This is a genomic window from Acinetobacter sp. ANC 4173, assembly GCF_004331255.1.
GTDB lineage: Bacteria > Pseudomonadota > Gammaproteobacteria > Pseudomonadales > Moraxellaceae > Acinetobacter.
This window is the reverse complement of the sequence record NZ_SJOF01000007.1, coordinates 57,076-78,619: the sequence shown is the minus strand read 5'-3', so window position 1 is coordinate 78,619 and position 21,544 is coordinate 57,076. Positions and strand designations below refer to the sequence as shown.

Annotated in this window: 19 protein-coding genes; 13 read left to right on the top strand and 6 right to left on the bottom strand. The window is 39.6% G+C overall.

All coding sequences use genetic code 11. From position 1 onward, the window contains the following. Positions 1-130: 130 nt before the first annotated feature. From E0H94_RS09895 to dnaX, 4 genes are all read left to right on the top strand, one after another. A complete protein-coding gene (locus E0H94_RS09895) occupies positions 131-1,522 on the top strand; it encodes a 3-oxoacyl-ACP reductase (RefSeq protein WP_131326337.1) in 1,392 nt (463 codons plus the stop codon). Positions 1,523-1,667: 145 nt separating this feature from the next. Further along, positions 1,668-2,522, top strand: coding sequence for a MaoC family dehydratase (locus E0H94_RS09890; RefSeq protein ID WP_131326335.1), 855 nt, complete (start codon positions 1,668-1,670; stop codon positions 2,520-2,522). A gap of 87 nt (positions 2,523-2,609) precedes the next feature. Continuing rightward, the gene (locus E0H94_RS09885; RefSeq protein ID WP_131326333.1) at positions 2,610-3,869 is read left to right on the top strand and encodes a serine hydrolase domain-containing protein; all 1,260 of its coding nucleotides are present in this window, start codon (positions 2,610-2,612) and stop codon (positions 3,867-3,869) included. Between the two features lie 323 nt (positions 3,870-4,192). After that, the gene (gene dnaX, locus E0H94_RS09880; protein ID WP_131326331.1) at positions 4,193-6,295 is read left to right on the top strand and encodes a DNA polymerase III subunit gamma/tau; all 2,103 of its coding nucleotides are present in this window, start codon (positions 4,193-4,195) and stop codon (positions 6,293-6,295) included. Between the two features lie 3 nt (positions 6,296-6,298). On the opposite strand, the gene E0H94_RS09875 is transcribed toward dnaX, so the two are convergent. Together E0H94_RS09875 and E0H94_RS09870 are read right to left on the bottom strand one after the other, a co-directional pair. Continuing rightward, on the bottom strand, positions 6,299-6,754 hold the full coding sequence (locus E0H94_RS09875) for an acyl-CoA thioesterase (RefSeq protein ID WP_131326329.1): 456 nt from the start codon (positions 6,752-6,754) through the stop codon (positions 6,299-6,301). Positions 6,755-6,784: 30 nt separating this feature from the next. Beyond that, positions 6,785-7,945: an iron-containing alcohol dehydrogenase gene (locus E0H94_RS09870; protein ID WP_131326328.1), complete on the bottom strand. Its 1,161-nt coding sequence runs from the start codon at positions 7,943-7,945 to the stop codon at positions 6,785-6,787. Between the two features lie 120 nt (positions 7,946-8,065). On the opposite strand from E0H94_RS09870, the gene E0H94_RS09865 reads away from it, so the two are divergent. From E0H94_RS09865 to E0H94_RS09850, 4 genes are read left to right on the top strand one after another with little or no spacing between them, the layout of a single operon-like run. Then, positions 8,066-8,575 (top strand): low molecular weight protein-tyrosine-phosphatase, encoded by a 510-nt coding sequence (locus E0H94_RS09865; protein ID WP_131326326.1) that lies wholly within the window; start codon positions 8,066-8,068, stop codon positions 8,573-8,575. 13 nt (positions 8,576-8,588) lie between these two features. After that, positions 8,589-9,623 carry a UDP-N-acetylmuramate dehydrogenase gene (murB, locus tag E0H94_RS09860; protein WP_131326324.1) on the top strand — a complete coding sequence of 345 codons (1,035 nt, stop codon included), beginning with the start codon at positions 8,589-8,591 and terminating at the stop codon, positions 9,621-9,623. 3 nt (positions 9,624-9,626) lie between these two features. Next, positions 9,627-10,748 (top strand): YdcF family protein, encoded by a 1,122-nt coding sequence (locus E0H94_RS09855; protein ID WP_131326322.1) that lies wholly within the window; start codon positions 9,627-9,629, stop codon positions 10,746-10,748. Further along, positions 10,748-11,791: an alpha/beta hydrolase gene (locus E0H94_RS09850; protein WP_131326320.1), complete on the top strand. Its 1,044-nt coding sequence runs from the start codon at positions 10,748-10,750 to the stop codon at positions 11,789-11,791. Before E0H94_RS09855 ends, E0H94_RS09850 begins: the two co-directional genes overlap by 1 nt. Before the next feature lie 64 nt (positions 11,792-11,855). Here the strand turns inward: E0H94_RS09850 and E0H94_RS09845 are convergent, their stop codons facing one another. Further along, positions 11,856-13,526, bottom strand: coding sequence for an FMN-binding glutamate synthase family protein (locus E0H94_RS09845; RefSeq protein ID WP_131326318.1), 1,671 nt, complete (start codon positions 13,524-13,526; stop codon positions 11,856-11,858). Positions 13,527-13,840: 314 nt separating this feature from the next. Between E0H94_RS09845 and E0H94_RS09840 the strand changes: the two genes are divergently transcribed. Together E0H94_RS09840 and E0H94_RS09835 are read left to right on the top strand one after the other, a co-directional pair. Continuing rightward, positions 13,841-14,530, top strand: a complete 690-nt coding sequence (locus tag E0H94_RS09840) for a response regulator (protein ID WP_131326316.1) — start codon at positions 13,841-13,843, stop codon at positions 14,528-14,530. Then, positions 14,527-16,416: a 7TM diverse intracellular signaling domain-containing protein gene (locus E0H94_RS09835; protein ID WP_413773010.1), complete on the top strand. Its 1,890-nt coding sequence runs from the start codon at positions 14,527-14,529 to the stop codon at positions 16,414-16,416. The genes E0H94_RS09840 and E0H94_RS09835 overlap by 4 nt, the downstream gene beginning before the upstream one ends. A gap of 47 nt (positions 16,417-16,463) precedes the next feature. On the opposite strand, the gene E0H94_RS09830 is transcribed toward E0H94_RS09835, so the two are convergent. Genes E0H94_RS09830 through E0H94_RS09820 form a run of 3 tightly spaced genes read right to left on the bottom strand, consistent with a single transcriptional unit; the run spans position 16,464 to position 18,619 of the window. Beyond that, the gene (locus E0H94_RS09830; protein ID WP_131326313.1) at positions 16,464-17,630 is read right to left on the bottom strand and encodes a cupin domain-containing protein; all 1,167 of its coding nucleotides are present in this window, start codon (positions 17,628-17,630) and stop codon (positions 16,464-16,466) included. A 15-nt stretch (positions 17,631-17,645) separates the two neighbouring features. Continuing rightward, positions 17,646-18,236 (bottom strand): Maf family protein, encoded by a 591-nt coding sequence (locus E0H94_RS09825; RefSeq protein ID WP_131326311.1) that lies wholly within the window; start codon positions 18,234-18,236, stop codon positions 17,646-17,648. Then, on the bottom strand, positions 18,236-18,619 hold the full coding sequence (locus E0H94_RS09820; protein WP_131264380.1) for a DUF2237 family protein: 384 nt from the start codon (positions 18,617-18,619) through the stop codon (positions 18,236-18,238). Before E0H94_RS09820 ends, E0H94_RS09825 begins: the two co-directional genes overlap by 1 nt. A gap of 138 nt (positions 18,620-18,757) precedes the next feature. Between E0H94_RS09820 and E0H94_RS09815 the strand changes: the two genes are divergently transcribed. From E0H94_RS09815 to fba, 3 genes are all read left to right on the top strand, one after another. Then, positions 18,758-19,945 (top strand): phosphoglycerate kinase, encoded by a 1,188-nt coding sequence (locus E0H94_RS09815; RefSeq protein ID WP_131326309.1) that lies wholly within the window; start codon positions 18,758-18,760, stop codon positions 19,943-19,945. A 144-nt stretch (positions 19,946-20,089) separates the two neighbouring features. Then, the gene (locus E0H94_RS09810; RefSeq protein WP_131326307.1) at positions 20,090-20,350 is read left to right on the top strand and encodes a hypothetical protein; all 261 of its coding nucleotides are present in this window, start codon (positions 20,090-20,092) and stop codon (positions 20,348-20,350) included. A 120-nt stretch (positions 20,351-20,470) separates the two neighbouring features. Next, positions 20,471-21,508, top strand: coding sequence for a class II fructose-bisphosphate aldolase (gene fba / locus E0H94_RS09805; protein ID WP_131264377.1), 1,038 nt, complete (start codon positions 20,471-20,473; stop codon positions 21,506-21,508). Positions 21,509-21,544 lie beyond the last annotated feature (36 nt).

Here is a 21,544-nt window from a genome sequence, read left to right as displayed (position 1 = left end):
GATTAACTCAAGTATGATTCAACGGAAACTGATGGGTCTATTGAAATCTATGTCTTTGACATGATATTGAAGTTAAACAGTAGTTTAAAAGCCATCAAATAAATTTAATTCGTTTTGAGAGATAATAAACATGACTGACCAATACCAAGCATTCGCAAAATCTCCAATTGGTAAATTTGTCATTAAAAATTTAGGTTTACCAGCACCCACTTTTTTAGATCGTTTTGACTCTGCGACGCCTGTAATTAAAGGGGCAGTTTTGGTTGGTGCTGCACCAGCAGGCACATTATCTGGTGCAATTTCTCAGGTTTTGGCAAATATTCATGCCAATAGTTATGCAGGCAACAATGCAGAATTACAACAAGTCGCCGCAACACAAGGTTTAAAGCTGAATGCGTTTAACGATGGTGATCGTGAGTCGAAGTTCAAAGCTGTCATTTTTGATGCGTCTGGTATTCAAAATTCTGAACAATTAAAAGAACTTTATAATTTCTTTAACCCGATTTCACGTCAGATTCTCGCTTCAGGTCGTGTCATTGTGGTGGGAACAACACCTGAAACGGCTAAAACAGTAAAGCAAGCGATTGCTCAACGCGCTTTAGAGGGTTTTGTTAAATCTGTAGGCAAAGAATTTAAAAAAGGGATTGCAGCGCAATTGGTCTATGTAGATGAAGGTGCAGAAGCTAATTTAGAATCGACCTTACGTTTTGCTTTATCGCCACGTTCTGCTTATGTTTCAGGACAAGTCATTCGTGTATCTAAAGCTGATGTGATTGATGTAGATTGGGTAAAACCACTTGCAGGAAAAACTGCTGTCGTCACAGGTGCGAGCCGTGGTATTGGTGAGGCAATTGCACATGTGTTATCACGTGATGGCGCGCATGTGATTTGTTTGGATGTGCCACAACAACAAGCTGACTTGGATCGTGTTGCGGGTGAAATTGGTGGTTCGACTTTAGCGATTGATATTACCGCAGCAGATGCAGGCCAGAAAATTAAAGAAGCTGCTGTAGCACAGGGCGGTGTTGATATTATTGTGCACAATGCAGGTATTACCCGTGACAAGACTTTGGCCAATATGAAGCCAGAACTCTGGGACTTGGTGATTAACATCAATTTGTCTGCGATTGAACGAGTCAATGATTATTTACTTGAACATAAGGGTTTGAATGCCAATGGCCGTATTATCTGTGTATCTTCAATTTCAGGTATTGCAGGGAACTTAGGTCAAACCAATTACGCTGCATCGAAAGCAGGTGTTATTGGAGTGGTGAAATTTACTGCACCAATCTTAAAAAATGGTATAACCATTAATGCAGTTGCACCAGGCTTTATTGAAACACAAATGACAGCAGCAATTCCATTTGCCATCCGTGAAGCAGGCCGTCGTATGAACTCGATGAGTCAAGGTGGTTTACCTGTCGATGTTGCAGAAACCATTGCTTTATTTGCTTCAACGGCTTCGACAGGCTTAAATGGTAACGTTGTTCGTGTGTGCGGACAAAGTTTGTTGGGTGCTTAATCATAAAAAGGCTCTAATTTTCCCTCTTCTTTAAGGAGAGGGAAAACCAATAAAGGGAATGGAATTTTCCTTCATCCCAACCTTCTCCCTGAAGGAGAAGACGCTTTCAAAAAATATTGAAATAAAAACTTCATATAGGTTCAACATGAAAACGCGCCATTTTTCTCAGCTTCCGAAACCTTATTTGGCTTATCCAAAAGTCGTGCAGGGACTCATCTTTAAAAAGCCTAAAGGCGAAAAAGTTCTTCCGCAAGTTGAATATGTAGTGGATTCTTTTAAGGTTGATCCAAAGCATTTGAAAGCGTATAACGCCGTGTGCGGATTTAAAAATAATGGTTATATTCCAGCGATTTATTTAGCTGTTTTGTCGCAAAGTTTACAAATGCATATGATGACGCAAGAGGCATTTCCTTTTGCAATTTTAGGTTTGGTACATATTCGTAATCTAGTTTCTCAAAGTCGTAAAATTGGTGTAAATGAAAGCTTAAGCCTATCTTGCCAGTTTGGTGAATTAAAACCACATGATAAAGGCGTGCAGTTTGATTTTATTACCACCGCAAAAGTGGGCAATGAAGTCGTGATGCAAGGGGTGACCACTTATCTTGCACGTCAAAAAACTGAAACTAAAGCGGCTACTAAAGCAAAAGACGAAACTCGCCCAAATTATACGCTTCAGGCAGAGTGGACAGTTTCAGAAAATACAGGTCGTCGTTATGCTTTAACCTCTGGTGATTTCAATTTAATTCACATTCATGCAATTACGGCAAAAGCATTTGGTTTTAAGCAAGCGATTGCTCATGGTATGTGGAGCAAAGCAAAAGCCTTAGCCAATTTAACTTTACCAGATAGCTATGAGGCTGATGTCTGGTTTAAATTACCTATGTATTTGCCTTCCAAAGTTGAGTTCCTCACTGTGCAGGTAGGTAAGGATATCGATTTTATGATTCAAAATAGTAAAAATAAAAAACCACATGTGACAGGTCATATTACCGCACGCTAATAGCTCTGAATAAAAGCCCAAATTTTAAGGATTTGGGCTTTTTTACTTATGTATGTATCAATAATTAAAAAATTATAAGGATGTAAGATGAAAGAACTAAAAGCATATTTATCGGCGAATCTAAATCAATATCATGGGGATGTTGCTGAAAATTTTAAAGATTTGGCGAAACAGTTCAGTCGTTTACAGCATCCACGAATGCATCAAGGTGGGGCTGCACTTTGCGTGTATTTTCAAGGACAAAAGGTCGTTAATATTTGTATCGGGAAAAAATCAGCTACAGAACAATGGGAAAAGAACACCTTGTCGGTCTGTTACTCAACAGGCAAAGGTGTTTTGGCAACGTTAGCTCATATTTTAGTCAGCCAAGGTTTGCTTGATTATGATCAACCAATTGTAAAGTATTGGCCTAAATTTGCACAAAATGGTAAATCCAACATTCGTTTGGCGGATATTCTAAGTCACCAAAGTGGCTTATTTGATATCCGCAATTTGGTTCAAGACGCAGCGCAAATGGCCGATTGGGAGCTTATGTTAAATCGGATTGCTGAGGCCAAACCGCGCTTTGCTGTAGGTGAAGATGCAGCCTATCAACCTTTAACTTTTGGCTGGTTAGTGGGCGGTGTTGTGGAAAAAGCCACAGGGCAAAGTTTATCTCATTTAATGCAACAATATCTGTTGCAACCGCTTCATATACAAGATGCTTATTTTGGCGTGCCGACATTACAACTTGATCGGGTTGCACGACCATTCTCCACAGCGAACTCTAAAAGTTCAAGTTCTGATTCTTCAAAAAGAAAAAATACAACCAAGAAAACGACTTTAATGGATCGTGTTGCGACATGGTCAGGTCAAAATCCACAAGATTTCCAAGATGCCATGATTCCTAAAGGCATGAAGAACTTTAGTTTTTTTAGTGAACAAGGTTTACAAGCTGTAATTCCAGCTGCCAATGGTGTTTTCTCTGCTGAAAGTTTGGCAAAAATTTATGCCATGTTGGCACAAGGGGGGACATGGCAACAGCAACAGTTGATTAAACCTGAAGTATTTCAACGCATGTCACAGATTCAATATCAGCATCGTGACCGAATTATGCCGATTCCAATGCATTGGCGTTTGGGGTATCACCGTGTCCTGACTTTAGGCAAACAAGTTCCACAAGGTTTCGGACACATGGGTTTTAATGGTTCAGGTGCTTGGTGTGATCCAGAGCGCCAATTAAGTTTTGCTTACACACATAATTTTGCAACGGCGTCCATCACTGGCGACTATCGTTTATGGGGCTTAACGCAAGAAACTTTAAGATGTGCCGATGCAATATTAAAGGGACATAAAGGCTGGTTTTAAGATTTTTATATGGGATGGATCAACTTTATACGCGAAACAAGTGATTTAGTATGACGGGCTGTGTCTCAGATTTAATTGGAATTCAATAAAATCCAAAATAGAGAATTGAATAAACTCACTTTAAAAAAATATCACTTAAATTATGTGAAAGATGTGACTGAACAAGATCAAATTGCTGATCGATTTAAAGTGCATATTGACTGAATTTAAGATTAAGGTATCAACAGCGTGTTTAATTTCCACAATCATTAACTCGCTTTGAGATTGTTCATTCACTCTTGTGCAAAAAAACAGTATGCTTAGACCTGTGAAAAGGAGCATACATGTATCAAGTACTTGCGCGTAAATATCGTCCCCGTAATTTTAATGAATTAGTGGGGCAAAACCATGTCTCGCGTGCACTCAGCAGTGCATTAGAACGTGGGCGTTTACACCATGCGTATTTATTTACAGGTACGCGTGGCGTGGGTAAAACTACCATTGCACGTATTCTTGCGAAATGCTTAAACTGCGAGACAGGTGTAACAGCGACTCCGTGTGAAGTCTGTGCCACGTGTAAAGCGGTGAATGAAGGCCGTTTTATCGACCTGATTGAAATTGATGCGGCGTCACGAACCAAAGTCGAAGATACGCGAGAACTTTTAGATAACGTACCGTATGCGCCAACTCAGGGACGTTATAAAGTGTACTTGATTGACGAAGTACACATGCTTTCTACACATTCATTTAATGCCTTGCTTAAAACCTTAGAAGAACCGCCTGAGCATGTGAAATTTTTATTTGCAACCACAGATCCGCAAAAGCTCCCAATTACGGTGATTTCGCGTTGTTTGCAATTTACCTTGCGTCCTTTAGCAGTCGATGAAATTACCGAGCATTTGACAAAAATTCTTGAAAAAGAACAGATCCCATCTCAACAAGACGCAATCTGGCAAATTGCAGAGTCTGCACAAGGCTCACTGCGTGATGCGCTGTCTTTAACTGACCAAGCGATTGCCTATGGTCAAGGTGCGATTCAGCATCAAGATGTAAAAGAGATGTTGGGCTTGATTGATCGTACGATCATTTATGATTTATTGATGGCGATTCATCAAAATCAAAAAGTGCGTGTGAGTCAATTGTTGCTGCAATTTAGACAGCAAGCTTTAGATGTTTCTCTGGTTTTAGATCAGTTGATTTCAACTTTGCATGAATTAGCATTGCTGCAATATTTCCCTGATCTAAGCCTGAAATATAGTGCCGAAATTAATCAAAAGATTTCTCAGCTTTCTCAGCTAATCGCCGATCAAGATTTACAACTTTATTACCAGATTGCGTGTAAAGGGCGTGCAGATTTGCAACTTGCGGTGACGCAAGAGCAAGGTTTTGAAATGTGCGTATTGCGTTTGTTGGCATTTAGACCTTTGCAACCAAATGAAGTCTTGGTTTCAACTCCTGCTACACAAATTCAGTCGGTACCAGTGTTGGCTACTGAACAAGCTGTCACAAATATCAATACTGTAGTTGCAGCTCCGCAAGATCAAATCCAAGTGATAGCGGAAGTTACACCACTTGTAGAAAACCTTGCTGTTGAGACAAATCTACAGGATGAGTCTGCATTACCAGAAATTCCAGAGCAGGTTGAAGAAACGGCCAATCTAACCAGTCATTCAGATCAAATCGTGTTTGACCCTGCGAGTGCAGATGTCTTATTCGACCTTGATGAAGACACTGATACATCATACGAAGCTCCCTCTGAAGCAAGTAGTGATGACTTCTTGTTTGAAGAAATTGCACCGATTACCGCAGAAGAAAAAGTAGAACGTGCAGTCGAAGCATCTGTTGAAAATGAGTCATTATCAGCCGACACAGGTTTTACCAGTGTAGACACAGAGCAAGACTCACTCTTCAGTTTGGCCGCTGATGAGGTTGAAACACATTCAACGGTTCAGCCGCTTATAGAACAACCTGAGCCTGAAATTAAATCCCAGCCAGCGACAACTGTATCGAATACAGAAATCACGAAACTTATGCCGCAAGATATTTTGCGTGTACAAGAACAAGTTTTGGAAGGTGAGTGGACGCTCGGTAAGTGGGAGTTCTGGTTCAGACACAGTGAATTATCGCCTGCGGTGCAAGAATTGGCACAACATGGTCTGATGACGGGTCAAATTGATGCTGAATCTGTGTTTCATATTCCAGAGCAATATCAGCAATTATTGGGTCAATCCCAACATGCTCTTGAACAGGCACTAAAAAACCAGTGGCCAAATACGCTGTTTAAAATTGAGTATGGTGCGGTAACAGATACCACACCGTATCTCTTACAGCATCAACGTAAAGAGCAAGCTTATCAGCGTGCAGGGGAGCTATTACAAACAGAACCTGTCGTGCGTGATTTAATCCAAAGTTTTGATGCTGAATTACATAACATTCAATTGAAATAACGATTAAACGAATTTCTGGTCAGGCTCAACTCGCATAAAAGTGTGTAGAGCCTGACGCATATTCATGGGAATCGGTGTACTTTTACGCTGCTCTCGATCTACAAAAACATGAATGAATTGTCCCTGTGCTGCGGCTGTATTTTGATTGGCTTTAAAGATGGCTAAGTCATATTCCAAAGAACTGTTTCCTATACGTTTGATTGCCACACCGACTTCAATTACTTCGGGATAACAAAGCTCTTGTAAAAACTGACAAGATGAACTTACCACTAAGCCAATAATCGGTGAATGGTGTATATCAAAATGAGCTTTTTGAATCAGTAGCGCATTTGCAGCGCTATCAAAGAAACTGTAATAATTGACATTGTTCACATGCCCGTAAATATCATTATCCGACCAACGTGTTTGTATGGGAAAAATAAAAGGATAAGTTTCTTTAAGTTTGGCTTGGGGTTTCATTGTTTTACATGTCCATTGCTAAGTGATGAGTTAAGCGTAAATCGCTTGGTAAATTTGTTCAGCGTCATTCAGGCTTAGATCACGTGGGTTATTTTGTAATAGTCTGGTTTGTAACATGGCATCCTGTGCCAGTGTTGAAAGGGCAGTCTTTGGTACATTTAGTGCATTGAGCTTTAAAGTCAAACCACTTCGGTCTAAATGATTTTGCATATGATCGATAAATAAATCACATAATCCATCGATACAACCTTTGCTATAAGGGTCTATCCATGTCATCAGTTCAGCATATAAATGCTTGGCATTTAGTGCATTGAACTTCAAGACTTCAGTTAAAACCAAGGCATTACTGTGACCATGTGAAATGTGAAAATGTCCACCCAAAGGATAAGCCAATGCATGTACTGCACCTACAGGGGCATTGGCAAATGCCTGACCTGCAAACATCGAACCATTAAGCATATTTTGCCGTGCCTGTAGATTAGAACCATCTTCTAGTACCAGTTTTAAATTTTGATTGAGTAGCCTTAATGCTTGTTTGGCTAACATATCGGCATACAGATTTTTTTTAATTTTCGAAGTATAGGCTTCAATAGCATGCACCATGGCATCAATACCTGTTGCTGCCGTAATATGCGCGGGTAAATTTTGGGTAAAAGTCGCATCTAGAATGGCTACATCAGCATACAGTTCGGGTGAGACAATGCCCATTTTAGTGGTTTCACCTGTAGTCACAATAGAAATCGGGGTAACTTCAGAGCCTGTACCTGCGGTGGTGGGAATTAGAATTAAGGGTAATCGTGGTGATTTTGCATTGTTAATCCCATAGAGTTCAGCCAATTTTTGCGACTGGTCTGGATGGGCTAAGATTGCAATGAGTTTTGCAACATCTAAAGAGCTACCTCCGCCAAAGCCAATCACCGTATCAATTTTTTCCTGTTGTGCAAATTCTACCGCTGCATTGACAATCTGCTCAGGTGGGTCAGCAATGACATCGGCATAAATAACATGTGCTAAAGATAGATGTTCCAGAATTTCTAAAATAGAGTGATGTAACTGCTGTTGTAGCATGCCGTTATCTGTCACCAACAGTACTTTCTTACCACCTTGTTCAGTCAAGACCGTTGTGAGTTCTTGAATTGAGCCTAGACCAGAAATAATTCGGGAAACAGTTTGAAACTGAAAGTCATACATTGGCAATTCCTTCATGCTTTATCAATATTTACGTGTTTTTGTTATACAGTTTTAGTGGGATTCATCCTCCAAATAACTTAACATAAGACATTGCAAAATAAACGTTCTATTGAGGTGCTTATGTCATCGCAAACGCCCTACAAGGTGTTATGTGTCTGTCTTGGAAATATCTGCCGTTCACCCACAGCAGAAGTGGTATTTAGACATTACTGTGATGCACATCAACTGAATATTGAGGTCGATTCCGCAGGAACCAGCAATTATCATCCGAATAAAGCACCTGATTTAAGAAGCCAAAAACATGCTAAACATCGGGGGTATGATTTATCTGCTTTACGCGCGCGTCAGCTTAAGCTTCAAGACTTTGCTGAGTTTGATCTGATTTTGGCAATGGATTATGAAAATTTAGAAGATATTCAAGACCTGATGCAGCAAGCTCAATTGGTTTTAGGGCAGCATATGCTTCGCGCAAAGATTGCCCTGATGAGTCAGCATGATCAAAAATTCCTTCAACAAGCAGTGCCAGACCCTTATTATGGTGGTGATGATGGATTTGAGCGTGTACTTGATCAATGTGAATCAAGTAGTTTGGCTTGGGTTCAGGTACTTCAACAACAGATGAAAGGCTAGTTCAGGTTTTAGCATGCATATTCAAAATAACGTTCAACTTAAGCCTTTTAACACCTTAAATTTGAGTGCGGTCGCATCACACTATGTAAAAATTGAAAATGAGCCGATGTTGCTGGAAGCCTTATCTTATGCAGAACAGCAACAGCTTAATATTTTAATTTTATCGGGTGGCAGCAATATGCTTTTGCCTGAGTATATACATGCTTTGGTTATCCATATGGATGTTCAAGGGATTGAAACGTTAAATGAAGATGAGCAGACCAAGACGCTAGCCGTTGGTGCAGGTCAAGTATGGCACGATTTTGTGTTATGGACGACTGAACAGCATTTATATGGTCTGCAAAATTTAGCTTTAATCCCGGGTTTAGTCGGGGCATCCCCAGTACAAAATATTGGTGCTTATGGGGTAGAAGTTGGTGAGTTTATTCAGGCGGTACGGGTTTATGACCGCGTAACACAGCAATTTACTAAAATTCTCGCATCAGATTGTCAATTTGCTTATCGACACAGTATTTTTAAAGATCAACCTGAGCGTTATGTTATCACTCAAGTGATTTTTCAGCTTTTGAAATATGCAGATTTGAAGCTGAGCTATGGTGATTTAAAACAAGCTGTGGGTGATGACTTAACTGCAGAAAATCTACAAAATCAAGTCATTCAAATTCGTCAAAGTAAATTGCCAGATCCAAAAGAATATCCGAATGCGGGCAGTTTCTTTAAAAATCCTGTGATCTCTGCACAATGTTTTGACCAAATAAATACGAAATTCCCTCAATTGCCCCATTACCCTCAAGCAAATGGACAGATTAAAATTGCTGCAGGTTGGCTAATTGATCAGGCGGGTTGGAAAGGTAAGCGTTTAGGTATGGTTGGTATGTTTGCAAAACAGGCGTTGGTTTTGGTGAATTATGAAGATGCCACTTTATTGGATGTTCAGGCAACCTATCGTGCAGTTCAGCAAGCTGTGTCGAATAAGTTCAATATCAACTTAGAGCCAGAACCAGTTCTTTTTAATGCAGTTGGTTTAATTCAATCACACATGGAATAATGAATGATTAAAACACATTGGATGGTTCGTATTGTACAAATTGCAGCGCTGCTTTTTGTACTTTTGGGCTGTCTGGTGATTTTTATCTATTCGCCATTTTATTCAAAATTGGTGGTCAAAGCATTAAATACCTTTGTTCCTGTAGAAGTGAATGAAGTGGCGGCAAAAAGTCAAAAAATGGCAGCGTTAAGCGAAGCCGAAAATCTTGAACCTGGTTCTAATTTATGGATTGCACGTCAAGCGTATCTCAAATTGATGGAACAGGAAATTCAGCAAAACAATTCTGAAAATTTACCGCAAATTCAGGCACGTTACACTGCGCTGCAAGACGTGATTAATAAAGAACAGCAAGCACAAAACGAGGAAGGAGAACGCCCTCAAGTTCCGCTTTTGGCAGATCCAAAGCAAGCCGCCTCAGCGCCTGAAGATCCAACACAAAATGTAAAAGATTTATTAGAGTTAGACAGCAAGGAAAATAAAGCCTTGATGGAAAAGTATCTGGATTTTCTACAGATACATGAAGTAAAACCTGTAGTTGAAAGTGTTGACGCACGGCAAATTGAAAAAGATATTGCTCAAATTAAAGAACAGAATGAAATGCCGAAAGGGGCTTTATCTCAACCTTATGCCATTGTGGTGTTGGGTGGTGGTTTAACTTTAGATAAAAATAGAAAAGATATAGTCGTGAATGACTATACAAAATTAAGACTAGAGAAAACTCTAGCTGTAGAGAAAGTGTATAACTTACCGATTGTACTAAGTGGAGTAGAAGCTCCTTATATGCAGCGTTGGTTAAAAGAGCGTGGTGTCGATGCAAAACTATTAGAAAATAGAAGTATGAACACCTGTGAAAATTCACGTTTTAGCTCGCTATTATTACAAAAGAAAGGAGGAGCACCAACCGTGATTCTCATTACTGATCAATATCATATGCCTAGAACGCGCCGTTTATTTGCTTTAAATGGAATTGAGACGGTGCCTATTGAAGCGCCAATGCCAACAGAATTAACTGCTTGGCAGCCTAGCCAACAGAACTATGATCATAGCCGCCGCGCAAATTATGAAATGTTGGCGACCATTCGCGACATGTTATTCGGCTCAAGTGATTGCCGAGAGGTACCTTAATGCCTGAAATTCCATTTTTAAATCCAAGCATACTGAAACAATTAGACTTACCTGTGCCTAATCGAGATACGACGCCACAGGTTTTAAGTCCATTAAATTTGAATCATGCATTTTCCCCCTCAGTTGAATTACAGGCGTATCGTAAGTTGTACGGGTTACATTTGCTGGATTGTGAACATTGGCAAGGTTTTATACAAATGCCTTTGTTTAAATTGCATGTGCAAGTGTTTCAACCCAAAGCAAATGCTGAAGGAAAAGTAGAAATAAAAGGAACGGTATTACTTTTACACGGCTATTTAGAGCACAGTGGAATTTATCAGCCGATTATCCGTGAACTACTTGAACAAGGTTTCAGTGTGCTGACTTATGATTTACCAGGTCATGGGTTAAGTAATGGTTCGCCTGCGAGTATTCAAGATTTTGATCATTATCAGCGTGTTTTACATGCGGTATATCAATATGTAAAAAATGCTTCACAACTTCCTAAACCATGGTTAGGAATTGGACAAAGTACTGGTGGTGCAATCCTTATGCATCATTTACTTGAGTTTGCAGAGCGCCGTGAAAATCCATATGTAGAGCGTGTTTTATTATTGTCACCTTTAATTCGGCCTGCTAAATCTGCTTGGTGGCACAACTCTGTCGGTTTAGGCATTATTCGTCGAATTAAGCGTCAAGTTCCGAGACATTTCCGTCGGAATAATCATAACCCTGAATTTTTAAGATTTGTCCGTTTAAAAGACCCTTTACAACCTCGTATGATGGGTATGGACTGGATTTTGGCGATGTCGAAGTGGATGCAGCAGATGGAAGAGCGACCTTCTTGTCGTATACCTGTCTGGTTGGCTCAAGGCGCATTAGATCAAACGGTAGACTGGCGTTATAACATTGAGTTTATTCGTCAAAAATTTCGATTACAGACCTTGTTGATGTTGGAAGAAGGTTCTCATCAATTAATTAATGAACGAGCTGATATTCGTGCCGCTTTAACAGGTCTAATCCCTGCTTTTTTACATGCGCATAGCACAGGCGAGTATTATTAAGTTTATTTTTGAAATTCATGTTTTGAACAGACTTGGCTAAAATTATAACCAAGTCTGTCTGATGCTAGAAATATTCCATTTTTGCCATATTCCACATACGGAAATAAAAGTTTTCCTGATCTTTATTTTCGCAATTCAGAAGCTCACCGTCTTTTAACCAAAAATGCAATTGAGCATAGTTTTTAATTTCACGATCATTAATACGTTGCGCTAAATGGTGGGCTTTAATATCTGAAGGGTGGCGTAGACCTGCCGCAGCAATCATTTCGGATAAAGCGCGCAGGGTGTTTTTGTGGAAATGGAAAACACGTTCAGCTTTTGTAGGCACATGTATTGCCTTTTGGCGATCTTGATCTTGCGTTGCAACACCGACGGGACACTGGTTGGTATGGCAACTCTGTGCTTGAATACAACCAATCGCAAACATAAAGCCGCGTGCTGAGTTGACCCAGTCAGCCCCAATCGCCATGGTGTTAGCAACATCAAAAGCACTAATAATTTTACCACTGGCACCAATTTTGATGTGTTTTCTGAGTCCAGCTCCAATTAACGTATTATGGACAAATAAAACGCCTTCGCGGAGTGGTGTACCCATATTATTGATCAGTTCGATGGGAGCAGCACCTGTACCACCTTCCGAACCATCAACAACAATAAAGTCAGGTAATATTTGCGTATGTAGCATCGCTTTGACTATACCCATAAACTGCCAAGGCTGACCGATACACAATTTGAATCCTACGGGTTTTCCGCCAGAGAGTTCACGTAATTTTTGAATAAACTGTAGCATTTCAATAGGCGTATTGAAGGCTGAGTGCTTTGAGGGGGAAATACAATCACGATCGCGGGGAATACCTCGAATTTGTGCAATTTCTGCAGAAATCTTATCTTTAGGTAAAATGCCGCCATGTCCAGGTTTAGCACCTTGCGATAGTTTAATCTCAATCATTTTAATTTGTGGAAGTACGGCCTGCTGCGCGAACTTTATTGGATCGAAAGTACCGTCCTCCGTGCGACAACCAAAGTATCCACTACCCAGTTCCCAGACAATATCACCACCATATTCTAAGTGATAAGGACTGAGACTACCTTCACCAGTATCGTGGTAAAAGTTGCCCAATTGTGCTCCTTTGTTTAATGCACGAATGGCATTAGCACTCAAACTACCAAAGCTCATGGCAGAAATATTCATGATAGAGGCATTATAGGGTTGAGTACATTGTGAACTCCCGATTTGGATGCGGAATGTAGATGGGTCAGCAGGAGGGCAAGGTTGAATCGAGTGGGTCATAAAACGATAGTCTTGCTGATACACATCGATGATAGAACCGAAAGGTTTATCTGAATTTTCATTCTTAGCGCGTTGATAAACTAAGCTGCGTTGCATTCTTGAAAAGGGTAAAGCATCTTCATCGGATTCAATGAAATATTGCCGAATTTCTGGTCGGAACTCTTCAAATAAAAAGCGAAAATGTCCAATGATTGGGTAGTTTTTTAAAATTGAGTGCCGATTCTGTAATAAATCATATACGCCGACCAAACTTAACAGTGTGCTGATTAACCATAATACGTTAAGCGTCGTATCTGAGAGGAAATAATAAATATAATGAGGGGCATAATTGAGTCTAAACCAAGTAATGCTAAGTGTAATAAAAATAAAAGTGAACCAAACAGAATGACGCGAAAAAAAGGTGTTCAGTAATTTGTGGCGTACAATTTGTGCTGGATTCGGCATAGTTATAATTCATCCTTGTGCCTGAAGTTTATTTCATTTCACAATGCCAAGATTTGATGATGAGTACAAGTAACTATTTGTGTTGGGCGTTCACTAATAAATCATTAAAAAAGTCGAGTGATTTGCATAACAATCATGTTTATTTTCATTTAATTTATGCGACTGAGCAGTTTTTTTGTGTAAAAAGTAAGCGATGAGTGTATCTTAGAAGAATAGGTATTAAATTGAAGGAGAAAGCTTTAATTTACCCAAATATGGGGATATGAGTCATCTTAAAAATTTGAGTATAGTACATACCAAAAATGGGGTGTTACATGAGCAATGATGAAACAATGTTGCCAGTACCAGTAATTATTCTGGAAGATGAGCCAATTATACAGAACCGTCTAAGAAGAATTCTAACTGAACTGGGATATGAAACTGAGACATTACATTTTGTCTCTAATCTTAAAGAAGCATTTGCAAAAATTGAGGAAATTCCGATCTCATTGGCATTAGTAGACTTAGGTTTGCCAGATGGAAATGGCATCGAGTTTATTGAAAGGTTGCGTGAAAGAGATACGAGTGCCTTAATTCTGGTTATTTCAGCATGGAGTACACAGTCAAGCTTATTCTCTGCCATTAAGGCCGGTGCAACGGGTTATGTGTTAAAAGAGCGTGATGATGCTGAAGTCTTGTTAGCGATCCGTAGTATTTTGCGTGGTGGTGCGCCAATTGATCCTTTTATTGCCCGAGAGATTCTGAACCAAATTGCAGTTCAAGAAAACTCACATGATAAAAGTCAACAACATGATGCTTTACCTGTTGATATGGAAGCTTTAACCAATCGCGAAAAGGAAATTTTAGATTTGGTGGCGCAAGGGTTAAGTAATCGGGAAATCTCTGAGCAATTATTTGTTTCGCGCTATACGGTAGAAAGTCATATTAAGCATATTTATCGGAAACTTTCCGTTTCAAAAAGGACGAAAGCTGTAAGTGCAGCGAGAACTTTAGGGATTATATGACCAAATTGATTCTGCGGATTTTTTGTATGTTTGCACTGGTTTGCATTCATATGCAGACTGACGCAGCATCATCTTATTATTCCATAGATGAGCATTGTACCATTCAAGTACAACCGATTCAGTTTGTAAAAGCGGATTCGATTCATCATATTCCTACATCGGGTTGGAAAGAGGTAGAGTTGCCTGATAATTGGGCTATCCATGAGCCAAATTATAATGGCGGTGCGTGGTATAAAATACGTTGGAAACCTGATTGTTCTTCAGGAACACTTAGTGAATCTTTTGCATTTTCGATTGAATATATTAATTCTGCGGGTGCAGTTTATTTTAATCGTAATGTGCTTTGGCATGATCAAAATTTGGTTGAACCCTTATCGAAAAGCTGGAATATGCCTAGATATTGGGTATTAATGCCATCTAGTTTTAAAACTGGAGAGAATGAATTTTTAATTTATGTGAATGGTTATGCCTTTCAAAAAGCAGGACTTGGAGGGATTTCTTTCCATAATGTGCAAGCTGCTGATGCTCAATATCAGCAACAGGTTTGGAATAGGCGAACTTTATTTGAAATTAATATTATCATTTCATTGGTGCTAGGTCTTTTATGTTTTTCAATATGGATTTTTAGGCGTTCAGAAACAACTTTTGCATGGTTCGCACTAAGTTGCATACTTTGGGTTTTATTTATTTCCAATATTCTAGTAACAGAAACTAAACCATTTCCTAATAATGTGATTTCTGCACAAGCCAATATTAGCTTCTTTATTCTTTATATGGTGTGCTTCTGTACGTATTTGCTTAGATTTATTCGTATTGAGTTTTCACGCTTAGAACGCGGTATTTGGGGTATCACGTTTATCGTATTAATTATTATTTTCTTTACACCGCTACAATGGATTATCCCAGTTTTTATTAATATTTTTATCCTCTATATTTTATTGTTTTTAGCAACTTATCTTTATTTAGGTTACATCACATTTAAAACTAAAAATAGAGAGTATATATTTCTGTTGCTCTGTCTTACGGGTATTTTAATTTGTGCATTATTTGATAGCTTGCTTCTAGGTTCGGACTTACATAAAAATATAAAACCACTTTCTCCTTATACATCTCCAATCATTACGGTCTTTGTCGTGCTTATTTTAGGGGTGAAATTAGCCAGAAATACTCGCCGTGTAGAGAAGTTTAATGTAAGACTAGAAGAAAAAATGCATCAGGTCAGTCAAGATTTATATGCCAGTATGAATGAAAAACATAAGCTGGAATTGGAGAATGTTCGTTTACAGGAGAGAATTCATCTTTCACATGATTTACATGATGGATTAGGTTCATCTTTGGTGCGTTCCATGATTATTGTGGATCAGGCCGAACACAATATGAGTAATCAGCAATTTCTATCTATTTTAAAGTTGTTGCGGGATGATTTAAGACAAATCATTGATAGTGGGTCAAGTCTTGGCTCACGAGTTCCTGAAAATCCAATTTTATGGGTGGCGCCAGTTCGTCACCGTTTTAGCCAACTCATGGATGAATTGGACATAGAATCGAAATGGTCTTTTCCTCAAAACTGGGGCTATGTGCCGAATGCTTTGCAGTGTTTGACCCTTATTCGGGTTTTGGAAGAAAGTCTGACCAATATTGTGAAACATAGTCAGGCGAAACATGTCTTTGTGTCTATGGTATTTCCGTATGAGCGCCAATTAATTTTAACGATTGAGGATGATGGTGTTGGTTTTGATGTGAAGAGCAATTTTCAAAATGGGATGAGCATTGGAATTCGAAGTATGAAAATGCGTTTAGAACGTGTAGGTGCTGAATTACAAGTCAGCTCTGAAAAGGGTAAAACGGTGGTTCAAGCATTATTAGAAGTTAGAGAAGAGAAATAATCAGGAAAGGCACTCAAAACGAGATTGAATGCCTTTGTAACTTGGATTTATTCTTCAGCTGGTGGAAGTAGCATCAGAATCGAATCATTCATCAGTTGTGCAAAGTCAGCCAAAATTTCGTCATGGTTAAAGTGTTGATCAAAGGCCAATACTTGCCCATCTGCAATTTGCTTTAACAGATCACTAGAATCTTCAGAAATACAAATTTGCTCACCATTTGCCCAGAACAATAATGCTTGCTCTTGTTCGGCATACAATAAACGTGATGCAGGTTCGAGCAAAATTTCATAACCTGTATCTAAAATTTCACGTAAGTCATCCGCTTCAATTTCATCAGGTTCAGGAATGTTGTCTGGATATTTTGGTTCTGACATTAAACTGATAATGGCATTATCCAGTTCAGATGAATTCTGTAAGCGTTCGAGTAACAGGGTTTTTAAATAATCCAACTCTGATTTGGTGATCTGCCCAATAGGATTGGCTTGTTGTCTTTGAATATCAATCAATGGATTTTTTAAAAAAGTGTTATCAGCAAACTTATCACTGACACGATCCATTACATCTGCCATATTTGGCATACGGAAACCAAACGAGAAAGTGAGACAATCATCTTCAGCGACACCATAATGAGATAAACCCGGTGGGACATAGAGTAAATCACCAGGTGCGAGTACTTCATCAAAATCAATCTGCATTTCTGGCAGTAATTTTAAAGGTTGACCTGCAACAAATTCGGTATTGGCATCACACATCTGTCCAAGCTGCCAACGACGATGCCCATAGCCTTGCACAAGAAACACATCATAAAAGTCAAAGTGTTTTCCGACAGAACCGCCTTTTGGGGCATAGGACACCATAATGTCATCACGGCGCCATTGTGGAATAAAAGGGAACTTTTTCCACAATTCAGCTAGATCAAATGAGTAATGATCGACGGCTTGAACCAGTAAGGTCCATAGTTTCGGCATTTTTTGGAAATCACCTTTAATTAAAGGCGATGATTTCACTGTCCATTGATTCGGGTCTTTATCTTTTTGCTTAATTAAACGCGCTGTCACGTGCTCTTCTAAAGCCAGTTCCATCACATCATTGGGTTCTAAGATGTTGATGATTTCAGGTAAAGCATTACGTACAAGTAGAGGTTTCTTTTGCCAGTATTCGCGAAGAAACTGTTCAGCGGTGATGCCGCCTAAAATGTCTAAAGGTTGGGACATAAATTACAGCCTAAATTAAGGAACTAAAATATTTAATTGACGAAGAATTTGGCACAATTGAATCATCGGCATGCCCATTAATGTGGTTTGATCGTGTCCGATCATTTGTTCGAATAAACTAATACCCAAACTCTCACATTTAAAGCTACCCGCACAATGTAGCGGTTGCTCTATAGCGACATAACGTTCAATCTCTGCCAAACTCAGTTTTCTAAATTTTACTTTGTAGTGTTCTACCAGTGTTTGTTCAAATCCAGTTGAATGTTGTTGTACGCTCAGTGCAGTGCTGAAATAGACGATTTTGTCAGAATTGGCTTGTAACTGACGAATGGCTTTATCTGCCGAGAGCGGTTTGCCAATAAAAATATCTGGGGCACCTTCACGCCAAGCCACTTGGTCTGAACCAATGACAATCGAGTCAGGATGTTTCTGTGCAACGGCATTGGCTTTTTCAAAGGCTAAACGACGAGCCAAATCATCTGCATGTAATTCACCACGCGGTGATTCATCAATATCTGGTACAACACAATCATATTGGATCTTTAAGCGATCCATTAAATCTTTGCGCGTCTGACTGCTTGAAGCCAGAATGATTTGGGTATTCATCAGATGGCATAATCCATTAATACATTCAGTGGAACATAAGAAAGAACGGCTTGATGGCAGGCATGAATTTTAACAGGAGGTGCTTGACCCGCCTGATAGGCTTCCACCCAACGTGTTACACAAATACACCAGAAATCGCCAGGTTGTAAACCAGAAAAACCAACTTCGGGTACAGGAGTGATTAAGTCATTGCCAACTTTCTGTGAAAAATTTAGAAACTCTGAAGTCATTTGTGCACACATGGTGTGCTGCCCTAAATCGGTCGTTGCAGTATGGCAAAATCCATTGCGGAAATAACCTGTAATTGGGTCAAAACAACAACTGGCTAAGGGTTCGCCAAATACATTTAAGCGGTTAATTTTAGGATCTGGATGAAATGACATAGCAGTGAATCAATTTGTGGCTTTTCAATATCATAATCAAAACTAACGCTTTCGGCAGCTTTTATACAAAAGAAGCTAACCTTTTTTCTGCATAATCATTTAAAATCGTGCCGATTTTATATATTCAGAGAGCTATACATGAATTTTCAGCGTATGACTGACCTTGATTTAGCAGGTAAACGAGTTCTTATTCGTGAAGACTTAAACGTTCCTGTTAAAAATGGTGTGATTACCAGTGATGCACGTTTACGTGCTGCATTACCGACAATCAAAGCTGCATTAGATAAAGGCGCAGCAGTCATGGTGTATTCACATCTTGGTCGTCCTGTAGAAGGTGAGCCAAAAGCTGAACAATCATTAGCTCCTGTAGCTGCTTATTTAACAGAAGCATTGGGTCAAGACGTTCAGTTAGTGACTGACTACCTTGATGGTGTTGACGTTCAAGCAGGTCAAGTGGTTCTGTTAGAAAACTGCCGTTTTAACCACGGTGAAAAGAAAAACAACCCTGAACTTGCACAAAAATATGCAGCACTTTGTGATGTGTTTGTGATGGATGCATTTGGTACTGCGCACCGTGCTGAAGCATCAACTGAAGGTGTTGCACGTTTAGCACCTGTTGCAGCAGCAGGACCGCTTCTTGCAGCTGAACTTGATGCATTGGGTCGCGCATTACAAACACCTGAAAAACCAATGGTTGCAATTGTTGCAGGTTCTAAAGTATCGACTAAACTTGATGTTTTAACTTCATTGTCAGATATTTGTGATCAATTGATCGTGGGTGGCGGTATTGCCAATACTTTCTTGGCAGCAGCAGGCTTCAATGTTGGCAAATCATTGTGTGAAAATGATTTAATCGATACAGCAAAAGCGATTGCAGCAAAAGTATCTGTTCCACTTCCAACAGACGTTGTTGTTGCAGACGCATCTGAAATTAACTTTGATGATTTCTTGGGTTCATTGGCTGCTGCAAAAGCAGTGGTGAAAAAAGTTGAAGATGTTACTGATAACGACATGATTTTGGATGTTGGCCCAGAAACAGCGCAAGCTTTTGCAGAAATCTTAAAAACTTCAAAAACAATTCTTTGGAACGGTCCAGTAGGCGTGTTTGAAGTTGATCAATTTGGTGAAGGCACGAAAACACTTTCTCTTGCGATTGCTGAATCGGCTGGTTTCTCAATTGCAGGTGGTGGTGATACTTTAGCTGCGATCGACAAATACGAAGTTGCAGACAAAATTGGTTATATCTCAACAGGTGGTGGTGCTTTCCTTGAATTTGTTGAAGGTAAAACACTTCCAGCAGTCGCTGTTCTTTTAGAACGTGCTTAAAAAAAATACTTCATTGAATGAGATGAAATAGAAAAGGTTGACTTTGGTCAGCCTTTTTTATTGCATTCATCTTTAGGTCATAAAACTGTCACATCTTTGAAATAAAATCACGCCTATTAAATCACCTGTTGTAGGAATAATGTGATGAACCTAAAATTAACGCTTGCTGCTTTATTAATCGCACCATTGGCTTTAACGGCTTGTGCAAAAAAAGATGAAGCACCGAAAACAGATGCAGCAGTAGAAGAAAAAGTTACTCCAGAGCAACAAGCTGCGATTGATTCATTAGATAAGCCAGTTATGGATGAAAAGAATACTGATGTGCCTGCAGAAGTTGCCAATGTAGATGCCGATGCTGCCACTCCTGCAACAGAAGCTGAAGCTTCAAAGGCCGCTGCTCAATAAATTGTCGTATTTTCTTAGAAGGTCCCTGCAATTGCGGGGATTTTTTTTAAATAGTGTTATTTATTGCTGAATTGAAATTAATGACCATGTAGAATATGTCGCATTACCTGGGAGGACACTATGGCTCTTATTTCATTGCGCCAGCTCTTGGATCACGCCGGCGAACATGCTTACGGCGTACCAGCATTCAACGTAAACAACTTAGAACAAATGCGCGCAATCATGCTTGCAGCAGATGCGACAAATTCACCTGTTATCGTACAAGCATCAGCGGGTGCGCGTAAATACGCAGGTGCTCCATTCTTACGTCACCTTATTTTGGCTGCAATTGAAGAATGGCCACATATTCCAGTGGTAATGCACCAAGACCATGGTACAGATCCAGATGTTTGTCAACGTTCAATTCAATTGGGCTTCTCATCAGTAATGATGGATGGTTCATTGGGTGCAGACGGTAAAACACCGACGACTTATGAATACAACGTTGATGTAACACGTCGTACAGTACAAATGGCGCATGCGTGCGGTGTTTCTGTAGAAGGTGAAATTGGTTGTTTAGGTAGCCTAGAAACAGGTATGGCGGGTGAAGAAGATGGTGTGGGCGCTGAAGGTGTTCTCGATCATTCTCAACTTTTAACTTCAGTTGAAGAAGCGCGTCAGTTTGTTGCAGATACCAATGTCGATGCACTTGCAATTGCGGTAGGTACTTCACACGGTGCATACAAATTTACGCGTCCACCTACAGGCGATATTTTGGCAATTGACCGTATTAAAGAAATTCATGCGGCACTTCCAAATACGCATCTTGTAATGCATGGTTCAAGTTCTGTTCCTCAAGAATGGTTAGCTGTAATTAACCAGTATGGCGGCGACATCAAAGAAACTTATGGTGTTCCTGTTGAGCAATTGGTTGAAGCAATCAAACACGGTGTGCGTAAAATCAACATCGACACAGACTTACGTTTAGCATCGACAGGTGCAATGCGCCGTATGATGGCAGAACAACCAAGTGAATTCGATCCACGTAAATTCTTTGCTAAAACTGTTGATGCAATGAAACAGATCTGTGTTGATCGTTACGAAGCATTTGGTACAGCGGGCAATGCTGACAAGATTCGTCCAATTTCTTTAGAGAAAATGGTTGAACGTTATAAATAATCGCTCCACAAATTATTTATAAATTGAAGCCCACAT

Coding starts and splice junctions, on each gene's coding strand:
- E0H94_RS09895 (WP_131326337.1), top strand. CDS start 131: ATGACTGACCAATACCAAGCATTCGCAAAATCTCCAATTGGTAAATTT.
- E0H94_RS09890 (WP_131326335.1), top strand. CDS start 1,668: ATGAAAACGCGCCATTTTTCTCAGCTTCCGAAACCTTATTTGGCTTAT.
- E0H94_RS09885 (WP_131326333.1), top strand. CDS start 2,610: ATGAAAGAACTAAAAGCATATTTATCGGCGAATCTAAATCAATATCAT.
- dnaX (WP_131326331.1), top strand. CDS start 4,193: ATGTATCAAGTACTTGCGCGTAAATATCGTCCCCGTAATTTTAATGAA.
- E0H94_RS09875 (WP_131326329.1), bottom strand. CDS start 6,754: ATGAAACCCCAAGCCAAACTTAAAGAAACTTATCCTTTTATTTTTCCC.
- E0H94_RS09870 (WP_131326328.1), bottom strand. CDS start 7,945: ATGTATGACTTTCAGTTTCAAACTGTTTCCCGAATTATTTCTGGTCTA.
- E0H94_RS09865 (WP_131326326.1), top strand. CDS start 8,066: ATGTCATCGCAAACGCCCTACAAGGTGTTATGTGTCTGTCTTGGAAAT.
- murB (WP_131326324.1), top strand. CDS start 8,589: ATGCATATTCAAAATAACGTTCAACTTAAGCCTTTTAACACCTTAAAT.
- E0H94_RS09855 (WP_131326322.1), top strand. CDS start 9,627: ATGATTAAAACACATTGGATGGTTCGTATTGTACAAATTGCAGCGCTG.
- E0H94_RS09850 (WP_131326320.1), top strand. CDS start 10,748: ATGCCTGAAATTCCATTTTTAAATCCAAGCATACTGAAACAATTAGAC.
- E0H94_RS09845 (WP_131326318.1), bottom strand. CDS start 13,526: ATGCCGAATCCAGCACAAATTGTACGCCACAAATTACTGAACACCTTT.
- E0H94_RS09840 (WP_131326316.1), top strand. CDS start 13,841: ATGAGCAATGATGAAACAATGTTGCCAGTACCAGTAATTATTCTGGAA.
- E0H94_RS09835 (WP_413773010.1), top strand. CDS start 14,527: ATGACCAAATTGATTCTGCGGATTTTTTGTATGTTTGCACTGGTTTGC.
- E0H94_RS09830 (WP_131326313.1), bottom strand. CDS start 17,630: ATGTCCCAACCTTTAGACATTTTAGGCGGCATCACCGCTGAACAGTTT.
- E0H94_RS09825 (WP_131326311.1), bottom strand. CDS start 18,236: ATGAATACCCAAATCATTCTGGCTTCAAGCAGTCAGACGCGCAAAGAT.
- E0H94_RS09820 (WP_131264380.1), bottom strand. CDS start 18,619: ATGTCATTTCATCCAGATCCTAAAATTAACCGCTTAAATGTATTTGGC.
- E0H94_RS09815 (WP_131326309.1), top strand. CDS start 18,758: ATGAATTTTCAGCGTATGACTGACCTTGATTTAGCAGGTAAACGAGTT.
- E0H94_RS09810 (WP_131326307.1), top strand. CDS start 20,090: ATGAACCTAAAATTAACGCTTGCTGCTTTATTAATCGCACCATTGGCT.
- fba (WP_131264377.1), top strand. CDS start 20,471: ATGGCTCTTATTTCATTGCGCCAGCTCTTGGATCACGCCGGCGAACAT.